Raw genomic sequence first — 20,307 nt, 5'->3', positions numbered from 1 at the left:
TGAAGCGACGTGAGGACGCGCGCCCTTCTGACCGTTGGCGAGAATTTTGGAGTTATTCCATGATGTTAATCGAAGAAGCTTCGGTGCCTGTTTCGGTGTTGCCGGTGGCTGCATTCAAGGAGCATTTGCGGCTTGGCAGCGGCTTTGCGGAAGACGGTTTGCAGGACGGCGTGCTGGAGAGCTTTCTGAGCGCGGCGATGAGCGCTGTGGAAGCGCGCACCGGCAAAATCCTGATCCGGCGGACCTTTGGCTGGACGGTTTATGGCTGGCGCGATGGGGTGGCGCAGGGGCTTCCGGTGGCGCCGGTCACGCAAATCCTTGAAGTGACGCTGACAGATGCGCAGGGCGTCGCGGTGACGGTCGCTTCAAGTGCCTACCAGCTTGTGCAGGATGCGCACCGCCCATCAGTGCGCGGTGTGGCCGGCGCCTTGCCCGGGATCCCTACCAACGGCAGCGTGACCCTGCGCTTTGAGGCGGGGCTTGGCGCAACCTGGGAGGAGATCCCTGCAGACTTGCGGCAGGCGGTTCTGCTGTTGGCTGCGCATTACTATGAGTTCCGGCAGGAAACCACGCTGAGTGAAGGCTGTATGCCGTTTGGTGTGACCAGTTTGCTGGAGCGCTATCGTTCGGTTCGCTTGGGTCTGGGGGCAGACCAATGAGCCCGGCGGTGAAAGCGGTGACGCTGTCTCGCAAGCTGGTTCTGGAGCGGCCCTTGGCGGCACCGGACGGCGCTGGCGGATTTGCCCGCACATGGGAAGCTCTTGGAACGGTCTGGGCCGATGTGCGCCTGCGCAGCGGGCGGGAGCGTGATGGCGGGGACATGTCGCTGAGCAGCGTGCGTTACAAGATCACGCTGCGCGGGGCGCCGGTCGGGTCGCAGATGCGCCCGACGCCGGACTGCCGGTTTCGCGACGGGGCCAGGATTTTCACAATCGAGGCCGTGGCGGAGTCGGATGGTCTTGGGCGCTACCTGATTTGCCACGCCACCGAGGAGGAGGCGCAATGAGCTACGGAGCAGGCGCAGCGCTTCAGGCGGCGGTGTATCAGGCGCTCCAGGCGGATGTGGTTCTGGATGGGCTGGTGAATGGCGCGATCTATGACGCGATGCCTGTCGGTCAGGTTCCGGAGCTGTTTGTCTCGCTGGGCGCAGAGACCGTGCGGGACCGCTCTGATCAGTTGAGCGGCGGCGCAGAGCATCGTTTTGTTGTCTCCGTTATCTGCGAGGCGACAGGATTTGCGCGCGCCAAGACCGTAGGGGCGGCGATCAGCGATATTTTGACTGGCAATCGGCTGCCCTTGGCGCGTGGGCGTGTGGTGTTTCTCGTCTTTGATCGCGCAACGGCCAGACGGGACACGCAGAAAAACCTGCGTCGGCTTGATCTGCGGTTTCGGGCGCGGGTTGAGGACGATCAAAGCTAAGTTTCGGAGAGAGATGATGGGTGCACAGAGCGGCAAAGATCTGTTGATCAAGGTGGATCTGACCGGGAGTGGTCAGTTTGAGAGCGTGGCGGGGCTGCGCGCGACGCGGATCAGTTTTAACGCGGAAAGCGTGGATGTGACCTCGCTTGAAAGCCAGGGTGGCTGGCGGGAGTTGTTGGCAGGGGCCGGGGTGAAATCGGCCGCGCTGAGTGGATCAGGCGTGTTCAAAGACGCCACCACGGATGAGCGCGCGCGCCAGATCTTTTTTGATGGGGAAACACCGAATTTTCAGGTGGTTATTCCGGATTTCGGCATTGTGGAGGGGGCGTTTCAGATCACCTCCATTGAGTATGCGGGCAACCATGACGGCGAAGCGACCTATGAGATGGCAATGGCCAGCGCCGGGGCGCTGAGCTTTGCGGCGGCGTAACGATGGCTAATCCGTTTGCAGGTGAAGTGACGCTGACGATGAACGGGCAGCGGCATGTGCTCAAGCTCACATTGGGGGCGCTGGCGGAGCTGGAGGCGCAGCTTGGCGAAGACACGCTGGTGGCCTTGATTGCGCGGTTTGAAAACGGTGCCTTTGCGAGCCGGGATGTGCTGGCGCTGATCCTAGCCGGGCTGCGCGGTGGCGGATGGGCCGGAGTGAAAGACGAGCTGATGCAGGCGGATATTGCAGGTGGGCCGATGGAGGCGGCGCGGGTGGCCGCGCAGTTGTTGGTCGGCGCTTTTGGTGCGCCGGAGGTTCATGGCGCGCGTGAGACTGATGGCGCGGTTTGACTGGCCAGCACTGATGCGCGCCGGCATTGGCGGATTGCGTCTGACACCCGTGGAGTTCTGGGCGCTCTCGCCAGCGGAATTGTCACTGTTGTTGGGAGAAGGGCGCGGCCAGAGCGCGCTCACTCGCGCAGGCTTTGACGCCTTATTGCGCGCCTATCCAGACAGAAATGAGGAGCCAGAAGATGGATGATTTTGACGCCTTTGACGGACAGATTGAGGCGTTGGAAGGCAGCCTCGGCGATGCGGCGGCGATGGTGGCCGGCTTTGATGGGGCGCTGCGACGGATGCAGCAGTCTTTGAGCGCGACAGGTCAGGATGCGGCGAGCCTTGAAAAGAGCATGAACCGCGGGCTTCGCAAAGCCTTTGATGGTCTCGTGTTTGATGGCGCCAAGCTCTCAGACGCGCTGAGCAATCTGGCGCAGAGCATGGTGAATGCAGCGTATCGCAGTGCGGCGCGACCGGTTCAGGATCAGCTTGGGCAGGTCATCACCAGTGGTGTCGGCAGTTTTCTGGGGGATCTGTTGCCGTTTGCGGATGGGGCAGGTTTCACACAGGGGCGCGTGATGCCCTTCGCCAATGGGGGCGTTGTGAGCGGGCCGGTGAGCTTTCCCATGCGTGGCGGGCGCGGCTTGATGGGGGAAGCGGGCCCCGAAGCAATTTTGCCACTGTCGCGCGGGCCGGATGGAAAGCTTGGCGTGCGCAGCGCGCAGGGCGCGGCACCGGTGCAGGTGGTGGTGAATGTCTCAACGCCGGATGCCGAGAGTTTTCAGCGCTCCAAAGGGCAGATCGCGACGCAGATAAGCCGGGCTTTGGCTCGGGCGCAACGCAACAGATAGGAGGGCACGATGAGTTTTCATGAGGTGCAATTTCCCACGACGTTGAGTTTTGGCTCGGTGGGTGGGCCGCAGCGTCGCACGGAGGTGGTGACGCTGGTGAATGGGTTTGAGGAGCGCAACACGCCTTGGGCGCATTCGCGGCGCAGCTATGATGCTGGGTTGGCGATGCGTTCTGTGGATGATCTGGGGACGTTGATTGCGTTTTTTGAAGCGCGGCAAGGGCAGCTCAACGGGTTTCGCTGGAAAGACTGGTCGGACTACAAATCATGCCCAGTGTCTCAGGATGTACGGTTTGACGATCAGGTGATTGGATCAGGAGATGGCGGTAATGCGCTGTATCAGCTGACTAAAACCTATGTGTCTGGCGCGCAGAGCTATGCGCGGCCGATCCATAAACCGGTAGAGGGCACTGTGCGGGTCGGCGTGGACGGTGCTGCGCTTGTGGAAGGTGACGACTTCACAGTGAACAGCGAGACGGGCGAGATCACATTGATCTCCCCTCCTGCTGTCGGCTCTGAGGTCACCGCAGGGTTTGAGTTTGATGTGCCGGTGCGTTTTGACACGGATCAGATCCAGACCAGCGTTGCGAGTTTCAAGGCCGGGGATGTGCCCAATGTGCCGATTGTTGAGGTGCGGGTCTGATGGCATTTCAAACAGAGCTGTTAGCGCATCTTCAAAGCGGGGCCACAACGGTTGCGCGCGCCTGGGGGATTGAGCGGAGTGACGGTGTTCGGCTGGGGTTTACAGATCATGACCGGGATCTGAGCTTTGAAGGCTTTGCCTTCCGCGCCTCCACGGGATTGACGGCAAGCGCTCTTGAGCAAGGCACCGGGCTGGCTGTGGACAACAGTGAGGCGGTTGGGGTGCTCAGCGATGCTTCCGTGCGCTCCGAAGATATCGCAGCGGGGCGTCTGGATGGGGCGGAGATCACCTGTTGGTTGGTGAACTGGGCGATGCCCACTGAGCGCAGTGTGATGTTTCGCGGCTCCATCGGGGAGATGCGACAGGCCGGTGGCGCTTTTGTGGCCGAGCTGCGCGGGTTGTCAGAACGGCTGAATATGCCGCGTGGGCGCGTCTATCAAAGGGCATGTACCGCCGTGTTGGGGGATGCGTCCTGCGGGGTAGATGTGACTGACCCTGCGATGGTGACTGAGCTGGTGGTGGAAGAGTTGCGCGACCGTAGCGTGTTTCGGTTCAGCACTCTGTCTGGGTTTGATCCGGGGTGGTTCACACATGGCCAGCTGCGCGTGCTGAGCGGGGCGGCAGACGGGCTAACGGGGTTGATCAAGCGCGATACCTTTGAGGGTGGCTGGCGCGTGGTTGAGCTGTGGGAGCCGATGCCGATTGCGCTGTCTTCCGGTGATCAGCTGCGTCTGATTGCGGGCTGCGACAAGCGGTTTTCAACCTGCGGGGCGAAATTTAGCAACAGGCTGAACTTTCAAGGGTTTCCCGACATTCCCGGAGAAGACTGGATCACCAGCTATCCCACCAAGAGTGGCAGCAACACCGGAGGCAGTTTGCGATGAACACAGCAGACGGGGCACAGGTGGTGGAAATCGCCCGGCGTTGGATCGGGACGCCCTATCGCCATCAAGCAAGCCTGATGGGCGCAGGCACCGATTGTCTGGGGCTTATTCGCGGCGTGTGGCGCAGGCTTTACGGCCAAGAGGCCGCTTTGGTGCCGCCTTACACAAAGGATTGGGCGGAAGCGCGGAATGAGGAAGTGCTCTGGCAGGCGGCGGCAACTTATTTGCTGCCTAAGTTGCTCGCTGAGGAGGCTGTGGGAGATGTGCTGTTGTTTCGTATGAAATCGGGCGCTGTGGCCAAGCATCTTGGCATCGCAGGGCGCGTGGGGGCGGAGGCCAGCGTGATCCATGCCTATGGTGGACATGCGGTGGTAGAAAATGCGCTGAGCCTGCCTTGGCGTCGACGTATCGTTGGGCGTTTCGCGTTTCCTGCACCCGAGAAGGATCTTGCAAAGACAGCAGCCAGTAAGGAGTGCAGCACATGGCGACGGTGATTTTGGCTGCGGCAGGCGCGGCTGTTGGAGGATCGCTTGGTGGGACGGTTGCCGGGATCACGACGGCGGCGGTTGGCCGTTTTGCGGGCGCAACAGTTGGCAAGCTGATTGATCAGAGCCTGCTGGGAGGCGGGGCCGATGTGGTGGAAACCGGCAAAGTCGAACGTTTTCGCCTGACTGGATCTGCAGAAGGCGCAGCACAGGCGCGTGTTTTTGGGCGGGTGCGCCTGCCAGGGCAGGTGATCTGGACAACACGTTTTCTGGAAACCGTCACTGAGACAGAGGCGAGCGGCGGCAAGGGACGCCCCAGCCAGCCCAAGACGCGCAGTTACAGCTATTCGGTGTCTCTGGCGATCGCCCTGTGTGAGGGAGAGATTGCCCGCGTGGGGCGGATTTGGGCGGATGGTATTGAGCTCTCCCCAGAAGATATCACCTTTCGTGTGCACAGCGGCAGCGCCGATCAACTGCCCGACCCCAAGATTGAGGCGGTGGAAGGCGCAGGCATGGTGCCGGCTTATCGGGGGACCGCTTATGTGGTGATTGAAGACCTTGAGCTGGCACCCTTTGGCAATCGTGTGCCGCAGTTCAGCTTTGAGGTTGTGAGACCGACGCCAAAGTCTGTGCCGTCACATGCCTCAGACTATGCCGAGACCGTGCGTGCTGTCGCCTTGATGCCGGGGACAGGTGAGTACGCCTTGGCCAAGTCTCAAGTCTATTTGCAGAGCGAAACCGGTGAAACGCGGGCGGCGAACGAAAACACACCGGCGGGAAAGACAGATTTTTGCGCGTCAGTGGAAGCGCTGACCGAAGAGTTGCCAAACTGTAAGGCCACATCGCTGATCGTCAGTTGGTTTGGCAATGACCTCCGTGCGGCAGAGTGTGAGCTGAGGCCCAAGGTCGAGCAGAGTGACGTGGATGGCGAGAAAATGCCATGGCGTGTTGCAGGCGTTCCTCGGGCGCAGGCGCAGGCAGTGGCGCGCGTCGCGGGGCGACCGGTTTATGGGGGAACGCCTGCGGATGCAGCGGTGATTGAGGCGATACGCCATTTGCAGAGCGCTGGGCAGGACGTGATGTTTTACCCGTTCATTCTGATGGAGCAGCTGGAGGGCAATGGGCGCAGCGATCCCTGGAGTGATGCCATAGACCAGCCGGTGTTGCCTTGGCGGGGGCGTATCACGCTTTCCAAAGCTCCGGGGCAGCTTGGAACGACAGATGGCACAAGTGCGGCGGATGCGGAAGTCGCAGCGTTCTTTGGCACAGCGCAAGCTTCAGACTTTCAAGTGTCGAGCGATGGCGTGAGCTATAGTGGGCCGGAGGAGTGGTCTTATCGGCGGTTTATACTGCACAATGCCGCGCTATGTGCCGCGGCGGGAGGCGTGGATGCCTTTTGCATCGGCTCGGAAATGCGCGCCCTGACCCAGATTAGTGGGGCCAGTGGATTTCCGGCTGTTGAGCAGTTGATCGCCCTTGCGGCGGAGGCGCGTATCCTGCTCGGATCAAACGTCAAAATTGGCTACGCGGCGGATTGGTCAGAGTATTTTGGCTACCACCCGCAGGATGGCAGCGGGGATGTGTACTTTCATCTAGACCCCCTCTGGGCGGATGCGGAGATCGATTTTGTCGGGATCGACAACTATATGCCGCTGTCAGATTGGCGTTATGAGGCGGACCATAGTGATGGGGAGCGCTGGGATGCGGTTCACAATCTCTCCTATCTGAAGACACAGATTGCGGGTGGGGAAGGGTATGACTGGTATTACCCGTCGCGCGCGGCGCGGGATGTGCAAAGCCGCAGTCCGATTGAGGATGGGGCCTTTGGCGAACCTTGGGTCTATCGCTACAAAGACATCAGGAATTGGTGGTCCAACCCGCATCATGAGCGCATCGGAGGCCAGCGTCAGACCACTCAGACAGCATGGGTGCCAGCTTCAAAGCCAGTCTGGTTTACGGAGATAGGCTGCGCGGCAATCGATTTGGGTACAAATCAGCCCAATAAGTTTCTGGATGAAAAATCCTCTGAATCCGCTTTGCCGTTTTACTCCAGAGGGTTGCGGGACGACCTTATGCAGCAGTCTTATATGCAGGCACTGCATGAGTATTGGAAGCAGCCAGCCAACAATCCGGTCTCTGAGGCATATGGCGGGCCTATGGTTGATACCCAGCGCATGTTTGCCTGGGCATGGGATGCACGTCCGTTTCCCGCCTTTCCCAATGAACGGGAGATTTGGACGGATGGTGGGAACTATGCCAAGGGGCATTGGCTCAATGGGCGGGCCACAAACCGCACCTTGGCATCGGTTGTTGAGGAAATCTGTATTGCTGCTGACGTTGAGCACTATGATGTTTCGCAGCTCTACGGTGTTGTGCGTGGCTATGTGCAGAGTGACGTGGCAGATGGGCGCGCCGCTTTGCAGCCTTTGATGTTGCGCCATGGTTTTGATGCGCTGGAACGCGATGGCGTCTTGTGTTTCGTGATGCGGGGCTTGCGTGGCGAAACAGTGTTGAACACAGATGATTTGGCGCTTTCGAGTGACATCGATGGGGATTGGGAGCTGAGCCGCGCGCCCGATGCGGAAATGGCGGGCCGTGTGCGGTTGAACTTCACCTTGGCAGAGCGGGACTTTGATGCAGCTTCAGAGGAAGCCATTTTGCATGATGAAGCCACCTTTGCGGTGGCTCAAAGCGAGGTGACGGAGGTTTTGACGCGTAGTGAGGGACGGCAGACCGCTGAGCGCTGGCTCGCAGAGTCCCGCGTCGCCAGAGACCGCGTGAAGCTGGCTCTGCCTCCGAGCCGGATGGAGCTTGGCGCGGGGGATGTGGTCGCGCTAGGCCAAGATGGCATGGAGCAACAGAGCTTTCGGCTTGATCGCGTGACGCAGCAAGGGGCGCAGGTTCTGGAAGGGGCACGCATCGCGCCTTCTATCTATGTCCCCTCAGAGACGGAAAGTGATCCGCCCAGAGGCAGTGGGTTTGTGCCGCCGGTGCCAGTGCAGTCGCTTTTTCTGGATGTGCCTTTGATGACGGGGGACGAAGTGCCTCATGCGCTTCATATCGCCTGCACCGGCAAACCGTGGCCGGGCAGTGTGGTGGTTTATTCCAGTGATACGGACGAGGGCTACGCGCTCAATCAGCTTCTGGACACGCCTGCCTTCGTTGGGATTACCAAATCGCCGCTACTGTCTGCTGATGCAGGGCTGTGGGACCGCAGCGCTGGGCTGGAGGTCGAGATGATCCAAGGTACGCTTCAAAGCCTCCCGCGCCTTGAGCTGCTGAATGGTGGCAATCTCGCCTACATCGGCGATGGCACATCCGGGGGCTGGGAGGCTTTTCAGTTCCAGACTGCTGAGCTGATCGGGGAGCGCCGATACAGGTTATCAGGTCGCCTCAGAGGGCAGCTTGGGACAGAAGGCGATGTTTCAGCATCCTGGCCGGAAGGAAGTTGGCTTGTGGTCATGTCTCCGGCGGTGACACAGATTGATTTGCCGCGCCAATACCGGGGTGCCGAGCGCAATTACCGTATCGGCCCCGCGCAGCGCGCGTTGTTTGATCCGACATACACCCACTATGTGGAAGCCTTTGAGGGGATTGGTCTTCGCCCCTATGCCCCTGCGCATCTCAAGGCGCAAAGGGACGCCGCAGGTGACCTCACAGTGAGCTGGATCAGACGTGCCCGACTTGACGGAGACAGTTGGGAGGGGCTGGATGTGCCTTTGGGAGAAGAGAGCGAAGCCTACTTGATCAAAGTCTTTGTTGGAGAGGTCCAGATGCGGGAGGAACAGGTGCAGACACCGAGCTGGATGTATTCTCTAGTGGATCAGCAGGCAGACGGCATTGGCGCTGGTGGGCGCATTGAGGTGGCACAGATCTCAGCCATTTTTGGTGCGGGCAGCGCAGCGCAAATCGCTGTTTAGCCTTAATCACGAGAAAATGAGGTGTTCCATTCCATTTGGTTTTATGTGCATTCACACCTTTGAATTTGGCGCTTGTTGATTACCTAGTGTAGTCTGACAGGGACAGAAAGGTGTGACCATGGCTGAGATGCAACCAAAAGTAACCGAGCTGGACCCGGTTTGGCAGCAGATCACGCGTGAAGCCCAAGAGGCCGTGCGTGAAGAACCTCTGATGGGTGGTTTGGTACACGCTTGTGTATTGCACCATCACTCCATTGAACGCGCGCTGAGCTATCGCTTTGCGGCGAAACTCTCGTCCAATGAGATGTCGATGGTGATCCTGCGCGAGATTGCGGATGAAGCTTTTGCCGCGGATCCTGCTCTCGCAGCGTCTGCGCGTGCGGATCTTATGGCGATTTATGAGCGTGACCCAGCTTGCCACCGTTTGCTGCAGCCGATTCTTTATTTCAAGGGCTATCAGGCGGTGCAGGCCTACCGTATCGGCCATTGGCTCTGGGAGCAGGGGCGCTATGACCTGTCCTACTTTATCCAGATGCGCACCAGCGAGATTTTTGGCATCGACATTCATCCGGCTGCCAAGATCGGCAAAGGCATCATGATTGACCATGCCCATTCCATTGTGATCGGCGAAACCGCTGTGGTGGGAGACAATGTCTCCATGCTGCATTCGGTGACGCTGGGCGGGACCGGCAAAGAGGAAGAAGACCGTCATCCCAAGATTGGCGACGGCGTTCTGATCGGCGCAGGTGCCAAGGTGCTTGGCAACATTCGCGTGGGCCATTGTAGCCGTATCGCTGCGGGTTCTGTGGTGCTTCAGGAAGTGCCGCCATGCAAAACCGTCGCGGGTGTTCCTGCGAAAGTGGTTGGTGAGGCTGGGTGTGACCAGCCTGCGGTCAGCATGGATCAAGTGCTGTCCGAAGAAGGTAAGATCAAGGTTTAACCTTAGAGAAGTTTCCCAGGGCGGCTTGTGATTTCTTTTGCGAAATCAAGCCGCTCTGCTTTGTTCGTGATCTTCGTTTGCAGCCTTTTTGGAAGGCACAAATTCAAACGCATCCACCAATGATCCAAACTGTACCTGTGTGGAACGGGTCGATTTGAAAGGTTGGTGCGCAGTAGGGGCTGGCTCTGCGATCATCGCCGCGCTGCTCTCTGATGTACTCTCTAGATCTGTTGAAACCTTCGCCACGACGGCTTGAAGTTTCGAAATTTGATCATGGAGGTCTGCGATCTGGCCTGACAGCTCTTGGTTCCGTTTGGCGTAAATCCGGTATGCCGAGGCAAATCCGATCATGCAGGCAACTGGGGCGATACCTGCGCCAAAGGTTCCCAATGGCAAAAGATGCGACCAAAAGGGGGACGCGCTGGGCAGTGGGATGAATGCTGACAGCGCGGCGGCTGCCGCTCCTGCGAGAGAAACCGCGCCGGCCACAGAAGTCAGCACTGCGCTTCTGGACGCGCGCTTGTGGGGCGCTATGGCTCTTGAAAATCGTGTTTCTGACACAAGTCTCTCCTGACGCTTGGCCCAACCCATGTGATGCGTAGCGACGTTATATGGAGGGTCTTATCAGATGTTTAAACTTGTGCCGGTTTACAAGTCGGCCCAGCGGAGAACCGCGTGAAGAGAGCCGCTCTCAGCGTTATTCCGCTGGAATACGGGCTCATTCGAAGGTGAGAGGGGCAAAAGTGCCACCTCACCTCCAACAAAGCGACGCTCAGGCGAGCATCGCCATTGGATTTTCGAGATTGTCGACGATGGATTGCAACAACTGCGCGCCCAAAGCGCCGTCGATCACGCGGTGGTCGACAGACAGGGTGACAGACATCACGGTGGCCACGCTGATTTGTCCGTCTTCATCAAAAACCGGTTTCTTCGCACCGGCTCCAACGGCGAGGATTGCGCCATGAGGCGGGTTGATCACGGCGTCAAAGTTGTCGATTCCAAACATGCCGAGGTTGGAAATCGCAAAACTGCCGCCTTGGTACTCATGTGGGGCCAGTTTGCGGTCTCGGGCACGGGCGGCGAGGTCTTTCATCTCGGCTGATAGGGCGGACAATGACTTCATTTCCGCGTCTTTGAGCACCGGGGTGAACAGGCCACCTTCGATGGCGACCGCAACGGCCACATCGGAGGGTTTGAGTTTCAAAATCCGGTCGCTCGCCCATACGGCATTGGCATCCGGCACCTCTTGCAGGGCCAATGCACAGGCTTTGATGATAAAATCATTGACCGAGAGCTTTGCGCCGCGTTTTTCCAACTGTTTGTTCAATTGGCTGCGGAAGGCCAGAAGTGCGTCCAGCTTGATGTCGCGCCGCAGGTAGAAATGCGGAATCGACTGTTTGGCCTCCGTCAGGCGGGCGGCGATGGTTTTGCGCATGCCATCAAGCGCGACTTCTTCAAAATCGCGGTCTGCGTACATGCGCAGGACGGTATCTGCTTCGGGGCCGCTGGCCATTGGGGCGGTTTTTGCAGCTGGGGCGGCTGAAACGCTTGCCGGCGCTTTGGCTGCGGCTGGTGCGGCGCTTGCGCCTTCTACATCAGCTTTTACGATCCGACCGCGCGGGCCGGAGCCTTTGAGTGTGGCCAAATCAATGCCTTTGTCGGCCGCTATCCTGCGCGCGAGCGGGGAGGCAAAGATACGGTTGCCATCGGAGCTGACAGGAGCGGAAGGCGCAGGGGCGCTGGAAGCGGGCGTTTTTTGGGCCTTGGGTGCCTCTGCAGGCGCTGCAGCCGGCGCAGCGGCAGGTGCGGCGCTGCCAATGTCATCGGCACTTTCGCCATCTTCGAGCAAAATGGCGATGACGGCGTTAACCTGGACCCCTTCAGAGCCTTCCGGAACCAGAATTTTGCCAACAACACCGTCTTCGACGGCTTCAAACTCCATTGTGGCTTTGTCGGTCTCGATTTCCGCGAGCAAATCACCGGAGGAGACCGTGTCCCCTTCTTTCACAAGCCATTTGGCCAAAGTGCCTTCTTCCATCGTGGGGGAAAGCGCGGGCATGAGGATTTCTATGGGCATCTGCGTCTCTCCTCAGCGATAAGTCACTTGTTTCACTGCCGCGATGACCTCATCGGTGGTCGTCAGCGCCAGTTTTTCGAGGTTTGCGGCGTAAGGCATGGGCACGTCTTTGCCTGTGCAGTTGATCACCGGGGCGTCCAGATAATCAAAGGCGCGCTGCATGATGGTGGCCGAGAGGTGGTTGCCGATAGAGCCCACCGGCCAGCCTTCTTCAACGGTCACACAGCGGTTGGTTTTCATCACCGAGGCAATCACCGTGTCATAATCAATCGGGCGCAGGGTGCGCAGGTCGATCACTTCGGCGGAAATGCCGTCTTCAGCCAGCTTCTCAGCCGCCTCAAGCGCATATTGCATGCCGATGCCGAAGCTCACGATGGTCACATCAGAGCCTTCACGCCAGATGCGCGCCTTGCCAAAAGGAATGGTGAAGTCCTCGATGTCAGGCACGTCAAAGCTGCGGCCATACATGATCTCGTTTTCCAGGAAAATCACCGGGTTCGGATCGCGGATGGCGGATTTCAGCAGGCCTTTGGCGTCTGAGGCCGAATAAGGCATCGCCACCTTCAAGCCCGGAATTTGGGCATACCATGCGGCATAATCCTGGCTGTGTTGCGCGCCAACACGGGCAGCGGCGCCATTGGGGCCGCGGAAGACCATGGGGGCGCCCATCTGACCGCCGGACATATAGAGCGTTTTGGCCGCCGAATTGATAATTTGGTCAATGGCTTGCATCGCAAAGTTGAATGTCATGAATTCAACAATCGGCTTCAGCCCACCAAAGGCGGCACCGACCGCAATACCGGCAAACCCATGCTCGGTGATTGGCGTGTCAATCACCCGTTTGCTGCCAAATTCATCCAAGAGACCCTGGCTGACCTTATAGGCGCCCTGATATTCGGCCACCTCTTCGCCCATGAGGTAGACATCGCCGTCGGCGCGCATCTCTTCGGCCATGGCGTCGCGCAGGGCCTCGCGCACGGTCTGAGACTTCATGGGGGTGCCTTCGGGCCAATCGGGGCTCAGATCAGGCGTGGGGGCCTCAGGCGCTGCCACAGTGGCAGGTGCGGCGCTGCTGGCCTCTGAGGCATCAACTGCGGGTGCAGTGGCCTCAGCAGGAGCTGCGGCGGCTTCCAGCGTGCTGACGTCTTCGCCGTCTTCGGCAAGGATGGCGATGGCGGTGTTGACCGCGACACCTTCGGTGCCCTCAGCCACCAGAATTTTGCCAATGACGCCTTCGTCAACGGCTTCAAATTCCATGGTGGCTTTGTCGGTTTCAATCTCGGCCAAGATGTCGCCGGATTGTACCGTGTCGCCTTCCTTGACCAGCCATTTGGCCAAGGTGCCCTCTTCCATGGTGGGCGACAGGGCTGGCATGAGAATTTCAGTAGCCATGATAAATGTCCTCTCGTCCGGGGCTTAGGCGTAAATGTCTGTCCAGAGCTCGGCCTCATCAGGCAGCGGGCTCTCTTTGGCAAAATCAGCGGAGGCGTTGACGATGGCTTTGATCTCTTTGTCGATCGCCTTCAGATCATCCTCGCTGGCGTGGTTGCCGGTCAGCAGCATTTGACGCACGTTTTCAATGGGATCACGTTCCTCGCGCATCTTCTGCACCTCTTCGCGGGTGCGGTATTTGGCAGGGTCAGACATGGAGTGGCCGCGATAGCGGTAGGTCTTCACCTCAAGGATGTAAGGCCCTTTGCCCGCGCGGCAGTGTTTGATCGCGCGTTCGCCCGCGTCTTTCACCGCAAGCACATCCATGCCGTCGACCATTTCGCCCTGGAATGCCAAAGGCTTCGCCGCGCTTGTAAATGTCGTGCGATGAGGTGGAGCGGGCCTGAGCGGTGCCCATGGCGTATTGGTTGTTTTCGATCACAAAGACCACGGGCAGATCCCAGAGGGCGGCCATGTTGAAGGTCTCATAGACCTGGCCCTGGTTGGCGGCGCCGTCCCCGAAGTAGGTGAAGGTCACGCGGCCGTTGTCTTTGTATTTGTCGGCAAAGGCGAGGCCTGCGCCAAGCGGCACCTGTGCGCCGACGATGCCATGGCCTCCGTAGAAATGTTTTTCCTTGGAAAACATATGCATGGAGCCGCCTTTGCCTTTGGAATAGCCGCCCTCACGCCCGGTGAGTTCGGCCATCACGCCATTGGCGTCCATGCCGCAGGCCAGCATGTGGCCGTGATCGCGGTAGGAGGTGATGCGTTTGTCGCCTTCCTCCGTGGCGGCCTCCAGCCCCACCACAACGGCTTCCTGACCGATGTAGAGATGGCAGAATCCGCCAATCAAACCCATGCCGTAAAGCTGACCGGCTTTCTCTTCAAAGCGCCGGATCAGAAGCATGTCGCGATAATATTGTGTGAGCTCTTCACCCGAGACGTTGGGCTTTTTCGCCGCACGTTTCGCCGCCATCGTGGTTCCTCCCAAGTGCTAAATGGTTTAACTTTAAACCATACTTGGGAAAATGGTAGCGGAAGCCCGAAGCGGTGGCGAGCGAAAAAAGCGTTTGGTTTTCAGGAAGCTGTGCAGCGGGGCCGGGAGCCGTATTCTTGAGCAGCGGACTGCTGGACTAAGTCTTTGAAGTCAGAGAGATTTGCCTAAGCTTTTTAAGCTCTCCCTGTAGGCGCGGCACTCAGCGGATCACCACTTCGTCGGCGCGGATCATGCCCAGCACGTCACGCACCTGTTGGTCCAGAAGGTCCAGATCCAGATAGCTGTCTGACAGGCGGCGGGTGAGGTTTTCCATATAAGCAACCTCCGCCTGAGCGAGGGCTAGCTCTGCCTCAAGCTGTTGCTTCTCCGCGAGGATTTCGACACGGCGGAACAGGCCGTAGTCGCCCTGCACGGCGGCAAAGGTAAAGTAGATCGCCAGCGCAAACGCCAAACCAAAAAACACAACAGCACCAAGAGCTGGGCGGGGGGATGTACCTGTCATTTTTGCCTCTAATGCGCCTTTTGCGGCGTCTTTGGACCAATGTAGCTTAGGTGATTCTTGCTGTGAAACTCTTAAGACAATGTCAGAAAAAATTGCCGCAAGGCGTTGTTTTTATACCTCTGTGGGCGGGATGACAACGTTTGGCAGCATAAAACATCAGGGGTTAATATCGGCCAAACGCGGCGCACGTTACTCAAATTTAGTTAAAAAACAGTATATTAAGGCGCAGCTGATTTTGCACCTCAAAAATGTCGAAGAATTTTTATTTTGAAACGGGGGGCGTTAACTTTTGGCGGATTTTGCGGAATCGGCGAAAATTCGATGTTCGGTATCACGTCGGTATCCCTACGGTATCGCGTAGGTGCGATTTTTCGGCGGTTTGTGGCGGCGCTGATCGCGGACACAAGGGGCGTTGCGCAAAGGGTCTCTTAGGGAACTGAGATCGCCCTCCATCCCGCAGAATCGCGGCTGGGAAGAGGTGGCATGAAAAAAGGCGCTCCAATGAGGAGCGCCTTGGAATCTTGATAGGCCTGCGGCCCTTAGCCTGCGATGGAGGCCTGATAGATGGTCTCAATAGAGTCCGCGATGGTGCCGTTGAACTCTTCTTCGGTCTGCTGGGCAGAGAGGCCTTCGGTCAGGGCGCGGGAGAAGCTTGCGATCATGCCGGTGTTTTCCGACAGGCGTGCGTTGGCTTCTTCGCGGCTGTAGCCACCGGAGAGGGCAACCACTTTCATCACGCGCGGGTGGTCCACCAGGGTTTTGTACTGGTTGGCCGTGTTGGGCAGGGTGAGCTTCAGCATGACCTGCTTGTCCTCTGGCAGGGCGTCGAGCTCTGCTGTCAGCGCGCCGAGCAGGATGTCTTCGGCTTCGGATTTGTCAGCGATGGAGATGGTCACCTCTGGTTCGATGATCGGCACGAGGCCGTGGCCGAGGATCTGTTTGCCCACTTCGAACTGCTGGGACACAACCGCCTTGATGCCGGCCTCATTGGCGGCAGAGATCACGGAGCGCATCTTGGTGCCAAACACGCCTTTGGCGGCCGCACGCTCACAAAGCGCGTCAAGCTCTGGCATCGGCTTCATCACCTGACAGCCGTTTTCTTCGTCTGCGAGACCTTTGTCGACTTTCAGGAAGGGCACAACGCCACGCTGCTCCCAGAGGAAGGTCGGGGACGGCTGGCCGTCGATGTCGCGGTCCATGGTCATTTCAAAGAGGATCGCGCCGACCACTTTGTCGCCGGTAAAGGCTGGGGCCTGCGCAATACGGGAGCGCATGGCGTGGATCATGTCGAACATTTCCGCGTCCGAGCTGTAGGCGGTTTCTTCAACGCCGTAGAGGCGGAGCGCCTTGGGTGTGGAGCCACCGGATTGGTCCAGCGCGGCGATAAAACCGTTTCCGGCGGAAATCTTTTCGGCTTGTGCTTGATTAGACATTGGTGTCCCCGGTCAAAATCTGTTGAGAATAAAGGGTTATGTCCCCATTACCCCCGCTATAGGCGAGCGGGGTCGGGACTTCAATTATGGTGGCGCTATCGAGGTTTAATTTGAGGCTCGATTTAAATCAGCGCCAGCCATGAGGGGCGATTGTGCCCAAGCTGCCTAACTGCGCAGCGTTTACTGGTTCAGGGCTGCCACGCCGGGCAGCTCTTTGCCTTCCATCCATTCAAGGAACGCGCCGCCTGCGGTGGAGATGTAGCTGAAGTCCGCCGCTGCGCCGGAGGCGTTCAGGGCTGCCACAGTGTCACCGCCGCCTGCCACAGAGACCAGCGCACCGGATTTGGTGAGCGCGGCGGCTTTGATTGCAGCCGCGTCGGTGGCGGCATTGAAAGGCTCGATCTCAAAGGCGCCCATGGGGCCGTTCCAGATCAGGGTTTTGGAGGCTTCAAACACCTCGGCCACGGCGGCCACGGTGGCCGGACCCGCATCCAGGATCATCGCATCCGCCGGGCAGGCATCAGAGGCGACGGTTTCATTGGCGGCATTGGCGGCAAATTCGCGCGCGACCACAACGTCGGTGGGCAGCACGATGTTGCAGCCGGCCTCTTTGGCTTTGGCGAGGATCTCAGACGCGGTGTCGGTCATGTCGTGCTCGGCCAGAGATTTACCAACGTCGATGCCTTGAGCGGCCAAGAAGGTGTTGGCCATGCCGCCACCGATCACAAGGTGATCCACTTTGGCCACAAGGTTGCCGAGCAGCTCCAGTTTGGTGGAGACTTTTGCGCCGCCGACAACGGCGGTCACGGGGCGCACAGGGGTGGCCAGCGCGCCTTCCAGTGCGGAGAGTTCGGCCTGCATCAGGCGGCCCGCGCAGGCGGGCAGGGCGTGGGCGAGACCACAGGTGGAGCTGTGGGCACGGTGGGCGGCGGAGAACGCATCGTTGCAGAAGACATCGCCAAGGGCGGCCATTTGTGCGGTCAGCTCGGCGTCGTTCTTGGTTTCACCGGCGTGGTAGCGGGTGTTTTCAAGGAGCAGCACCTGACCTTCAGGCAACGCCTCAACGGCGGCCTCAGCAGCGGCACCAACGCAATCGGCAGCAAAGAGCACGGAGGTGCCAAAGGCCGCTTCAAGTGCGGGCACCAGTTGCTGCAGGCTCATCTCCGGCACGCGCTCGCCTTTGGGGCGGCCAAAATGCGCCAGAAGGATCGGCTTGCCACCGGCTGCCAGAATGTCGCGCACGGTTGGCACAATGCGGTCGATGCGGGTGGTGTCGGTCACAATCCCGTCAGCCACAGGCACATTGATGTCCACCCGGGTCAGCACCCGTTTGCCGTTCAGATCCATTTGATCGAGGGTTTTCCACGCCATGATCGAAATCTCCAAAGAAATTATGTTGTGGTCTACCTAGCGTACTGGCGGGCTGGGTCAACGATCACTTGGCATTCGCGGCGCAGATGATTAACTAGCGCCCAAGAATTCAGATGAGGAGCGCCCCAATGGCCGAGATCAAAGACCCCGAGAACACCATCCTGATGGAACTGAAAGACGGCACCGTTGTGATTGAGCTGCTGCCGGATGTGGCACCGGGGCACAGCGAGCGCATGAAAGAGCTGGCGCGCTCCGGTCAATATGACAACGTCGCGTTCCACCGTGTGATCGACGGTTTCATGGCGCAGACCGGCGACGTGGCCAACGGCAACATGGAAAAAGACTTCAACATCCGCATGGCGGGCACCGGTGGCTCTGATCTGCCAAACCTGAAGGCGGAATTCTCCAAGCTGCCACATGACCGTGGCACTTTGGGCGCGGCGCGCAGCCAGATGCCTGACAGCGCGAACAGCCAGTTCTTCATCAACTTCTCCGACAACCACTTCCTGAACGGTCAGTACACCGTTTATGGCCGCGTGATTGAGGGCATGGAGCATGTGGACGCGATTGTACGCGGTGAGCCGCCTGCCAGCCCGGACCGCATGATCAGCGTGAAGGTGGCTGCTGATGTCGACGCTTAAGCTTGCAGCCGCTTTTGCCGTGCTGGCCAGCCCTGCGCTGGCCTCCGGCATCGAGATCGAGGTCGCAGGCGAAGGGGCCAATGGCACCATCGTGATCGACCTGTTTGAGGATGTGGCACCACAGCACGCGGCGCGCATTGCGGACCTGGCCAGCAAAGGTGAATACGACAATGTGGCGTTTCACCGGGTGATCCAGGGCTTCATGGCGCAGACCGGCGACGTGCAGTTCGGCGACGTCTCTTCCGAAGATTACGACGCCCGCTACTCGGGCCGTGGTGGTTCCGATCAGCAGGATCTGCCTGCGGAGTTTTCCGACCTGAGCTTTGAGCGCGGTGTGGTTGGCATGGCGCGCAGCCAGAGCCCAAACAGCGCAAACAGCCAGTTCTTCATCATGTTTGACGAAGGCACTTTCCTCAATGGGCAGTACACCGTTGTGGGCAAAGTGACCGAAGGCATGGATGTGGTTGACGCAATCAAGCGCGGCCACCGTCAGAGCGGCGCCATCACCGGCGCGCCGGATGTGATGAAAAAGGTCACCGTGACAGAGTGATCTGCGAACAGATCTGCGACGGGGCTATCCGTTGCCGGTTGAGACATGACAACGCCGACCACAGAGGGCTCTGTGGTCGGCGTTTTTGTTGGGTTTGCAGCGGGCTCAGTGCGCGGTGACGGCGCGCATGTCGAGCTGTGGTTGCCAAGCGGTTTGGATGATCGGCTTGTCGCTGTTGTTGACGATGACATGCGGTTGCTCGTGCACGGAGATGCTGAGCTTGGTGGCATCGTGCTGGGCGGTGATGGTCAGGCGGGCACCCTTGTGGGCGGGCACGGCACGGTCCAGAAGGAAGGCGGTGCGGCCCCAGTGGCCGTCTGTATCATCGTCGGTGCCAAGCCCGTTGCTCACGGTGATGCCCGGTGCGAGCACCATTTCAAAGCTGAGGCAGACCGCGTGGATTGTGCCGCTGCCTGCGCTGGTGAGCTCGGTTGTCACGCGGTCCGGATCAATGCTCGGGTTGGCAAAATCAAAATGGAAGAGATCGGTGGTAGGGCCAAGAGGGCGCAGGCCGCAGGCGGTGAAGTCATTGGGGGTGACCTGCGCGACGGAGGCAAAATGGTGGAAGGCGCTGAGGTCAAAGCCTTCGGCCTCCTGCGGACGCCAGAGGTTGACGAGTTTCTCGCTTTCCACGAGCTGCGCGCGGACGGTGCCGCTTTCGGGGATGGCGCGGGCGCCGGGCTTGGCGAGGGTGGCCATGGCATGGGCCAGTGTGGCCAATGCGCCTTCGCCCAGAAGGTTGCTGTCCACAATCTCAGACAGCACAACATCGGCGCGTTCCGGCATGTCTTCGCCAATGACGATGTTGTGGGACCATTTGGAGATCACGGTGATCTTGTGGCTGAGACCATTGGCGGCGATCACGCGCTTGGCGGCTTCGGCGATCATGGGCTGCTGCTCACAGGCGTAGACATGTTCTGCGCCAGCGCGCGCTGCCAGCATGGCGGTGAGGCCTGCGCCGGAGCCGATGTCGAGCACGATGTCGCCGGGTTTCACCTTGGCGGCGATGGCCTCGGCATAGGCGGCGTTGCGGGTTTTGTCGGCCATCATGGGGAAATGCCAGCGCGGGACAAACATCTGATGCAGCTGTTCGCGCAGAAGCTGGGCCTCGTGGTGGTGCGGATCAAGCTCAAGCGCCTCAGACAGAAGCTTTGAAGCGGCAAGGCCGCCGTCGCCCAGCGGGGCGTTCTGGGCTTGGGCCACAAGCGCGTCGGCTTGTTCTTTGGTGGTGTCCGGGGCGTGGAAGGGGGGCACTTTCTGTGCGGTCGGGGCGGGCTGATTTTCCAGCAATTTTAGGATCCCTGATTTTCGTCAAAACTAAATCAAGGCTTAGAGATACGTGGTTAAGGAGAGGTGAAGTGATGCAGGGCAAATGGTGCGCCAAAGCCCCACTCACAGA

22 protein-coding genes and 1 pseudogene are annotated in these 20,307 nt (G+C 59.4%); 15 read left to right on the top strand and 8 right to left on the bottom strand.

What is annotated here, in order from left to right:
- Nucleotides 1-59: 59 nt before the first annotated feature.
- The 12 genes from ACO07T_RS15180 (at nt 60) to cysE (ending at nt 9,906) form a co-directional block, all read left to right on the top strand.
- Nucleotides 60-659, top strand: coding sequence for a head-tail connector protein (locus tag ACO07T_RS15180; RefSeq protein ID WP_422050094.1), 600 nt, complete (start codon nt 60-62; stop codon nt 657-659).
- Complete coding sequence (locus tag ACO07T_RS15175; RefSeq protein WP_422050093.1) at nt 656-1,006, top strand: head-tail adaptor protein; 351 nt, start codon at nt 656-658, stop codon at nt 1,004-1,006. The genes ACO07T_RS15180 and ACO07T_RS15175 overlap by 4 nt, the downstream gene beginning before the upstream one ends.
- Nucleotides 1,003-1,419 carry a DUF3168 domain-containing protein gene (locus ACO07T_RS15170; protein WP_422050092.1) on the top strand — a complete coding sequence of 139 codons (417 nt, stop codon included), beginning with the start codon at nt 1,003-1,005 and terminating at the stop codon, nt 1,417-1,419. The genes ACO07T_RS15175 and ACO07T_RS15170 overlap by 4 nt, the downstream gene beginning before the upstream one ends.
- Nucleotides 1,420-1,435: 16 nt before the next feature.
- Nucleotides 1,436-1,849 carry a phage major tail protein, TP901-1 family gene (locus tag ACO07T_RS15165; protein WP_422050091.1) on the top strand — a complete coding sequence of 138 codons (414 nt, stop codon included), beginning with the start codon at nt 1,436-1,438 and terminating at the stop codon, nt 1,847-1,849.
- Nucleotides 1,850-1,851: 2 nt separating this feature from the next.
- Nucleotides 1,852-2,199, top strand: a complete 348-nt coding sequence (locus tag ACO07T_RS15160) for a gene transfer agent family protein (RefSeq protein WP_422050090.1) — start codon at nt 1,852-1,854, stop codon at nt 2,197-2,199.
- Nucleotides 2,168-2,389, top strand: a complete 222-nt coding sequence (locus ACO07T_RS15155) for a rcc01693 family protein (protein WP_422050089.1) — start codon at nt 2,168-2,170, stop codon at nt 2,387-2,389. Before ACO07T_RS15160 ends, ACO07T_RS15155 begins: the two co-directional genes overlap by 32 nt.
- Nucleotides 2,382-3,035, top strand: coding sequence for a phage tail tape measure protein (locus tag ACO07T_RS15150; RefSeq protein ID WP_422050088.1), 654 nt, complete (start codon nt 2,382-2,384; stop codon nt 3,033-3,035). Before ACO07T_RS15155 ends, ACO07T_RS15150 begins: the two co-directional genes overlap by 8 nt.
- 9 nt (nt 3,036-3,044) lie before the next feature.
- A complete protein-coding gene (locus ACO07T_RS15145) occupies nt 3,045-3,677 on the top strand; it encodes a phage distal tail protein, Rcc01695 family (RefSeq protein ID WP_422050087.1) in 633 nt (210 codons plus the stop codon).
- Nucleotides 3,677-4,561: a DUF2163 domain-containing protein gene (locus ACO07T_RS15140; protein ID WP_422050086.1), complete on the top strand. Its 885-nt coding sequence runs from the start codon at nt 3,677-3,679 to the stop codon at nt 4,559-4,561. The genes ACO07T_RS15145 and ACO07T_RS15140 overlap by 1 nt, the downstream gene beginning before the upstream one ends.
- Nucleotides 4,558-5,055, top strand: a complete 498-nt coding sequence (locus ACO07T_RS15135; protein WP_422050085.1) for a peptidase — start codon at nt 4,558-4,560, stop codon at nt 5,053-5,055. The genes ACO07T_RS15140 and ACO07T_RS15135 overlap by 4 nt, the downstream gene beginning before the upstream one ends.
- Nucleotides 5,043-8,966: a baseplate multidomain protein megatron gene (locus ACO07T_RS15130; RefSeq protein ID WP_422050084.1), complete on the top strand. Its 3,924-nt coding sequence runs from the start codon at nt 5,043-5,045 to the stop codon at nt 8,964-8,966. The genes ACO07T_RS15135 and ACO07T_RS15130 overlap by 13 nt, the downstream gene beginning before the upstream one ends.
- Nucleotides 8,967-9,084: 118 nt before the next feature.
- Complete coding sequence (gene cysE, locus ACO07T_RS15125; RefSeq protein WP_209086300.1) at nt 9,085-9,906, top strand: serine O-acetyltransferase; 822 nt, start codon at nt 9,085-9,087, stop codon at nt 9,904-9,906.
- 45 nt (nt 9,907-9,951) lie between these two features.
- On the opposite strand, the gene ACO07T_RS15120 is transcribed toward cysE, so the two are convergent.
- From ACO07T_RS15120 to ACO07T_RS15100, 5 genes and pseudogenes are all read right to left on the bottom strand, one after another.
- Nucleotides 9,952-10,395 carry a hypothetical protein gene (locus ACO07T_RS15120; RefSeq protein WP_422050083.1) on the bottom strand — a complete coding sequence of 148 codons (444 nt, stop codon included), beginning with the start codon at nt 10,393-10,395 and terminating at the stop codon, nt 9,952-9,954.
- Between the two features lie 283 nt (nt 10,396-10,678).
- Nucleotides 10,679-11,983, bottom strand: coding sequence for a pyruvate dehydrogenase complex dihydrolipoamide acetyltransferase (locus ACO07T_RS15115; protein ID WP_422050082.1), 1,305 nt, complete (start codon nt 11,981-11,983; stop codon nt 10,679-10,681).
- A 12-nt stretch (nt 11,984-11,995) separates the two neighbouring features.
- Complete coding sequence (locus tag ACO07T_RS15110) at nt 11,996-13,375, bottom strand: pyruvate dehydrogenase complex E1 component subunit beta (protein WP_422050081.1); 1,380 nt, start codon at nt 13,373-13,375, stop codon at nt 11,996-11,998.
- A 24-nt stretch (nt 13,376-13,399) separates the two neighbouring features.
- A pseudogene (pdhA, locus tag ACO07T_RS15105) lies at nt 13,400-14,390 on the bottom strand (pyruvate dehydrogenase (acetyl-transferring) E1 component subunit alpha).
- A gap of 220 nt (nt 14,391-14,610) precedes the next feature.
- Nucleotides 14,611-14,913, bottom strand: a complete 303-nt coding sequence (locus tag ACO07T_RS15100; protein WP_209079000.1) for an FtsB family cell division protein — start codon at nt 14,911-14,913, stop codon at nt 14,611-14,613.
- 79 nt (nt 14,914-14,992) lie between these two features.
- Here ACO07T_RS15100 and ACO07T_RS15095 point away from each other — a divergent pair, with 79 nt between their 5' ends.
- Nucleotides 14,993-15,184, top strand: a complete 192-nt coding sequence (locus tag ACO07T_RS15095) for a hypothetical protein (RefSeq protein ID WP_422050080.1) — start codon at nt 14,993-14,995, stop codon at nt 15,182-15,184.
- Between the two features lie 268 nt (nt 15,185-15,452).
- Here the strand turns inward: ACO07T_RS15095 and ACO07T_RS15090 are convergent, their stop codons facing one another.
- Nucleotides 15,453-16,346 (bottom strand): fructose bisphosphate aldolase, encoded by an 894-nt coding sequence (locus ACO07T_RS15090; RefSeq protein ID WP_422050079.1) that lies wholly within the window; start codon nt 16,344-16,346, stop codon nt 15,453-15,455.
- Between the two features lie 180 nt (nt 16,347-16,526).
- The gene (locus ACO07T_RS15085) at nt 16,527-17,717 is read right to left on the bottom strand and encodes a phosphoglycerate kinase (protein WP_422050078.1); all 1,191 of its coding nucleotides are present in this window, start codon (nt 17,715-17,717) and stop codon (nt 16,527-16,529) included.
- Nucleotides 17,718-17,845: 128 nt separating this feature from the next.
- Between ACO07T_RS15085 and ACO07T_RS15080 the strand changes: the two genes are divergently transcribed.
- A complete protein-coding gene (locus tag ACO07T_RS15080) occupies nt 17,846-18,358 on the top strand; it encodes a peptidylprolyl isomerase (protein ID WP_209062278.1) in 513 nt (170 codons plus the stop codon).
- Nucleotides 18,345-18,908 (top strand): peptidylprolyl isomerase, encoded by a 564-nt coding sequence (locus ACO07T_RS15075; RefSeq protein ID WP_422050077.1) that lies wholly within the window; start codon nt 18,345-18,347, stop codon nt 18,906-18,908. Before ACO07T_RS15080 ends, ACO07T_RS15075 begins: the two co-directional genes overlap by 14 nt.
- Nucleotides 18,909-19,013: 105 nt before the next feature.
- On the opposite strand, the gene ACO07T_RS15070 is transcribed toward ACO07T_RS15075, so the two are convergent.
- Nucleotides 19,014-20,162 carry a 50S ribosomal protein L11 methyltransferase gene (locus tag ACO07T_RS15070; protein WP_422050514.1) on the bottom strand — a complete coding sequence of 383 codons (1,149 nt, stop codon included), beginning with the start codon at nt 20,160-20,162 and terminating at the stop codon, nt 19,014-19,016.
- Nucleotides 20,163-20,307: the final 145 nt, after the last annotated feature.

It is taken from the genome of Shimia sp. (assembly GCF_965227725.1).
Lineage (GTDB): Bacteria > Pseudomonadota > Alphaproteobacteria > Rhodobacterales > Rhodobacteraceae > Shimia.
This window is presented reverse-complemented; position numbering and strand designations above follow the sequence as displayed.

Bases quoted from the DNA above. Each gene is read 5' to 3' on its own strand.
- ACO07T_RS15180 (WP_422050094.1), top strand. From the start codon at position 60: ATGATGTTAATCGAAGAAGCTTCGGTGCCTGTTTCGGTGTTGCCGGTG.
- ACO07T_RS15175 (WP_422050093.1), top strand. From the start codon at position 656: ATGAGCCCGGCGGTGAAAGCGGTGACGCTGTCTCGCAAGCTGGTTCTG.
- ACO07T_RS15170 (WP_422050092.1), top strand. From the start codon at position 1,003: ATGAGCTACGGAGCAGGCGCAGCGCTTCAGGCGGCGGTGTATCAGGCG.
- ACO07T_RS15165 (WP_422050091.1), top strand. From the start codon at position 1,436: ATGGGTGCACAGAGCGGCAAAGATCTGTTGATCAAGGTGGATCTGACC.
- ACO07T_RS15160 (WP_422050090.1), top strand. From the start codon at position 1,852: ATGGCTAATCCGTTTGCAGGTGAAGTGACGCTGACGATGAACGGGCAG.
- ACO07T_RS15155 (WP_422050089.1), top strand. From the start codon at position 2,168: ATGGCGCGCGTGAGACTGATGGCGCGGTTTGACTGGCCAGCACTGATG.
- ACO07T_RS15150 (WP_422050088.1), top strand. From the start codon at position 2,382: ATGGATGATTTTGACGCCTTTGACGGACAGATTGAGGCGTTGGAAGGC.
- ACO07T_RS15145 (WP_422050087.1), top strand. From the start codon at position 3,045: ATGAGTTTTCATGAGGTGCAATTTCCCACGACGTTGAGTTTTGGCTCG.
- ACO07T_RS15140 (WP_422050086.1), top strand. From the start codon at position 3,677: ATGGCATTTCAAACAGAGCTGTTAGCGCATCTTCAAAGCGGGGCCACA.
- ACO07T_RS15135 (WP_422050085.1), top strand. From the start codon at position 4,558: ATGAACACAGCAGACGGGGCACAGGTGGTGGAAATCGCCCGGCGTTGG.
- ACO07T_RS15130 (WP_422050084.1), top strand. From the start codon at position 5,043: ATGGCGACGGTGATTTTGGCTGCGGCAGGCGCGGCTGTTGGAGGATCG.
- cysE (WP_209086300.1), top strand. From the start codon at position 9,085: ATGGCTGAGATGCAACCAAAAGTAACCGAGCTGGACCCGGTTTGGCAG.
- ACO07T_RS15115 (WP_422050082.1), bottom strand. From the start codon at position 11,983: ATGCCCATAGAAATCCTCATGCCCGCGCTTTCCCCCACGATGGAAGAA.
- ACO07T_RS15110 (WP_422050081.1), bottom strand. From the start codon at position 13,375: ATGGCTACTGAAATTCTCATGCCAGCCCTGTCGCCCACCATGGAAGAG.
- ACO07T_RS15100 (WP_209079000.1), bottom strand. From the start codon at position 14,913: ATGACAGGTACATCCCCCCGCCCAGCTCTTGGTGCTGTTGTGTTTTTT.
- ACO07T_RS15095 (WP_422050080.1), top strand. From the start codon at position 14,993: ATGTCAGAAAAAATTGCCGCAAGGCGTTGTTTTTATACCTCTGTGGGC.
- ACO07T_RS15090 (WP_422050079.1), bottom strand. From the start codon at position 16,346: ATGTCTAATCAAGCACAAGCCGAAAAGATTTCCGCCGGAAACGGTTTT.
- ACO07T_RS15085 (WP_422050078.1), bottom strand. From the start codon at position 17,717: ATGGCGTGGAAAACCCTCGATCAAATGGATCTGAACGGCAAACGGGTG.
- ACO07T_RS15080 (WP_209062278.1), top strand. From the start codon at position 17,846: ATGGCCGAGATCAAAGACCCCGAGAACACCATCCTGATGGAACTGAAA.
- ACO07T_RS15075 (WP_422050077.1), top strand. From the start codon at position 18,345: ATGTCGACGCTTAAGCTTGCAGCCGCTTTTGCCGTGCTGGCCAGCCCT.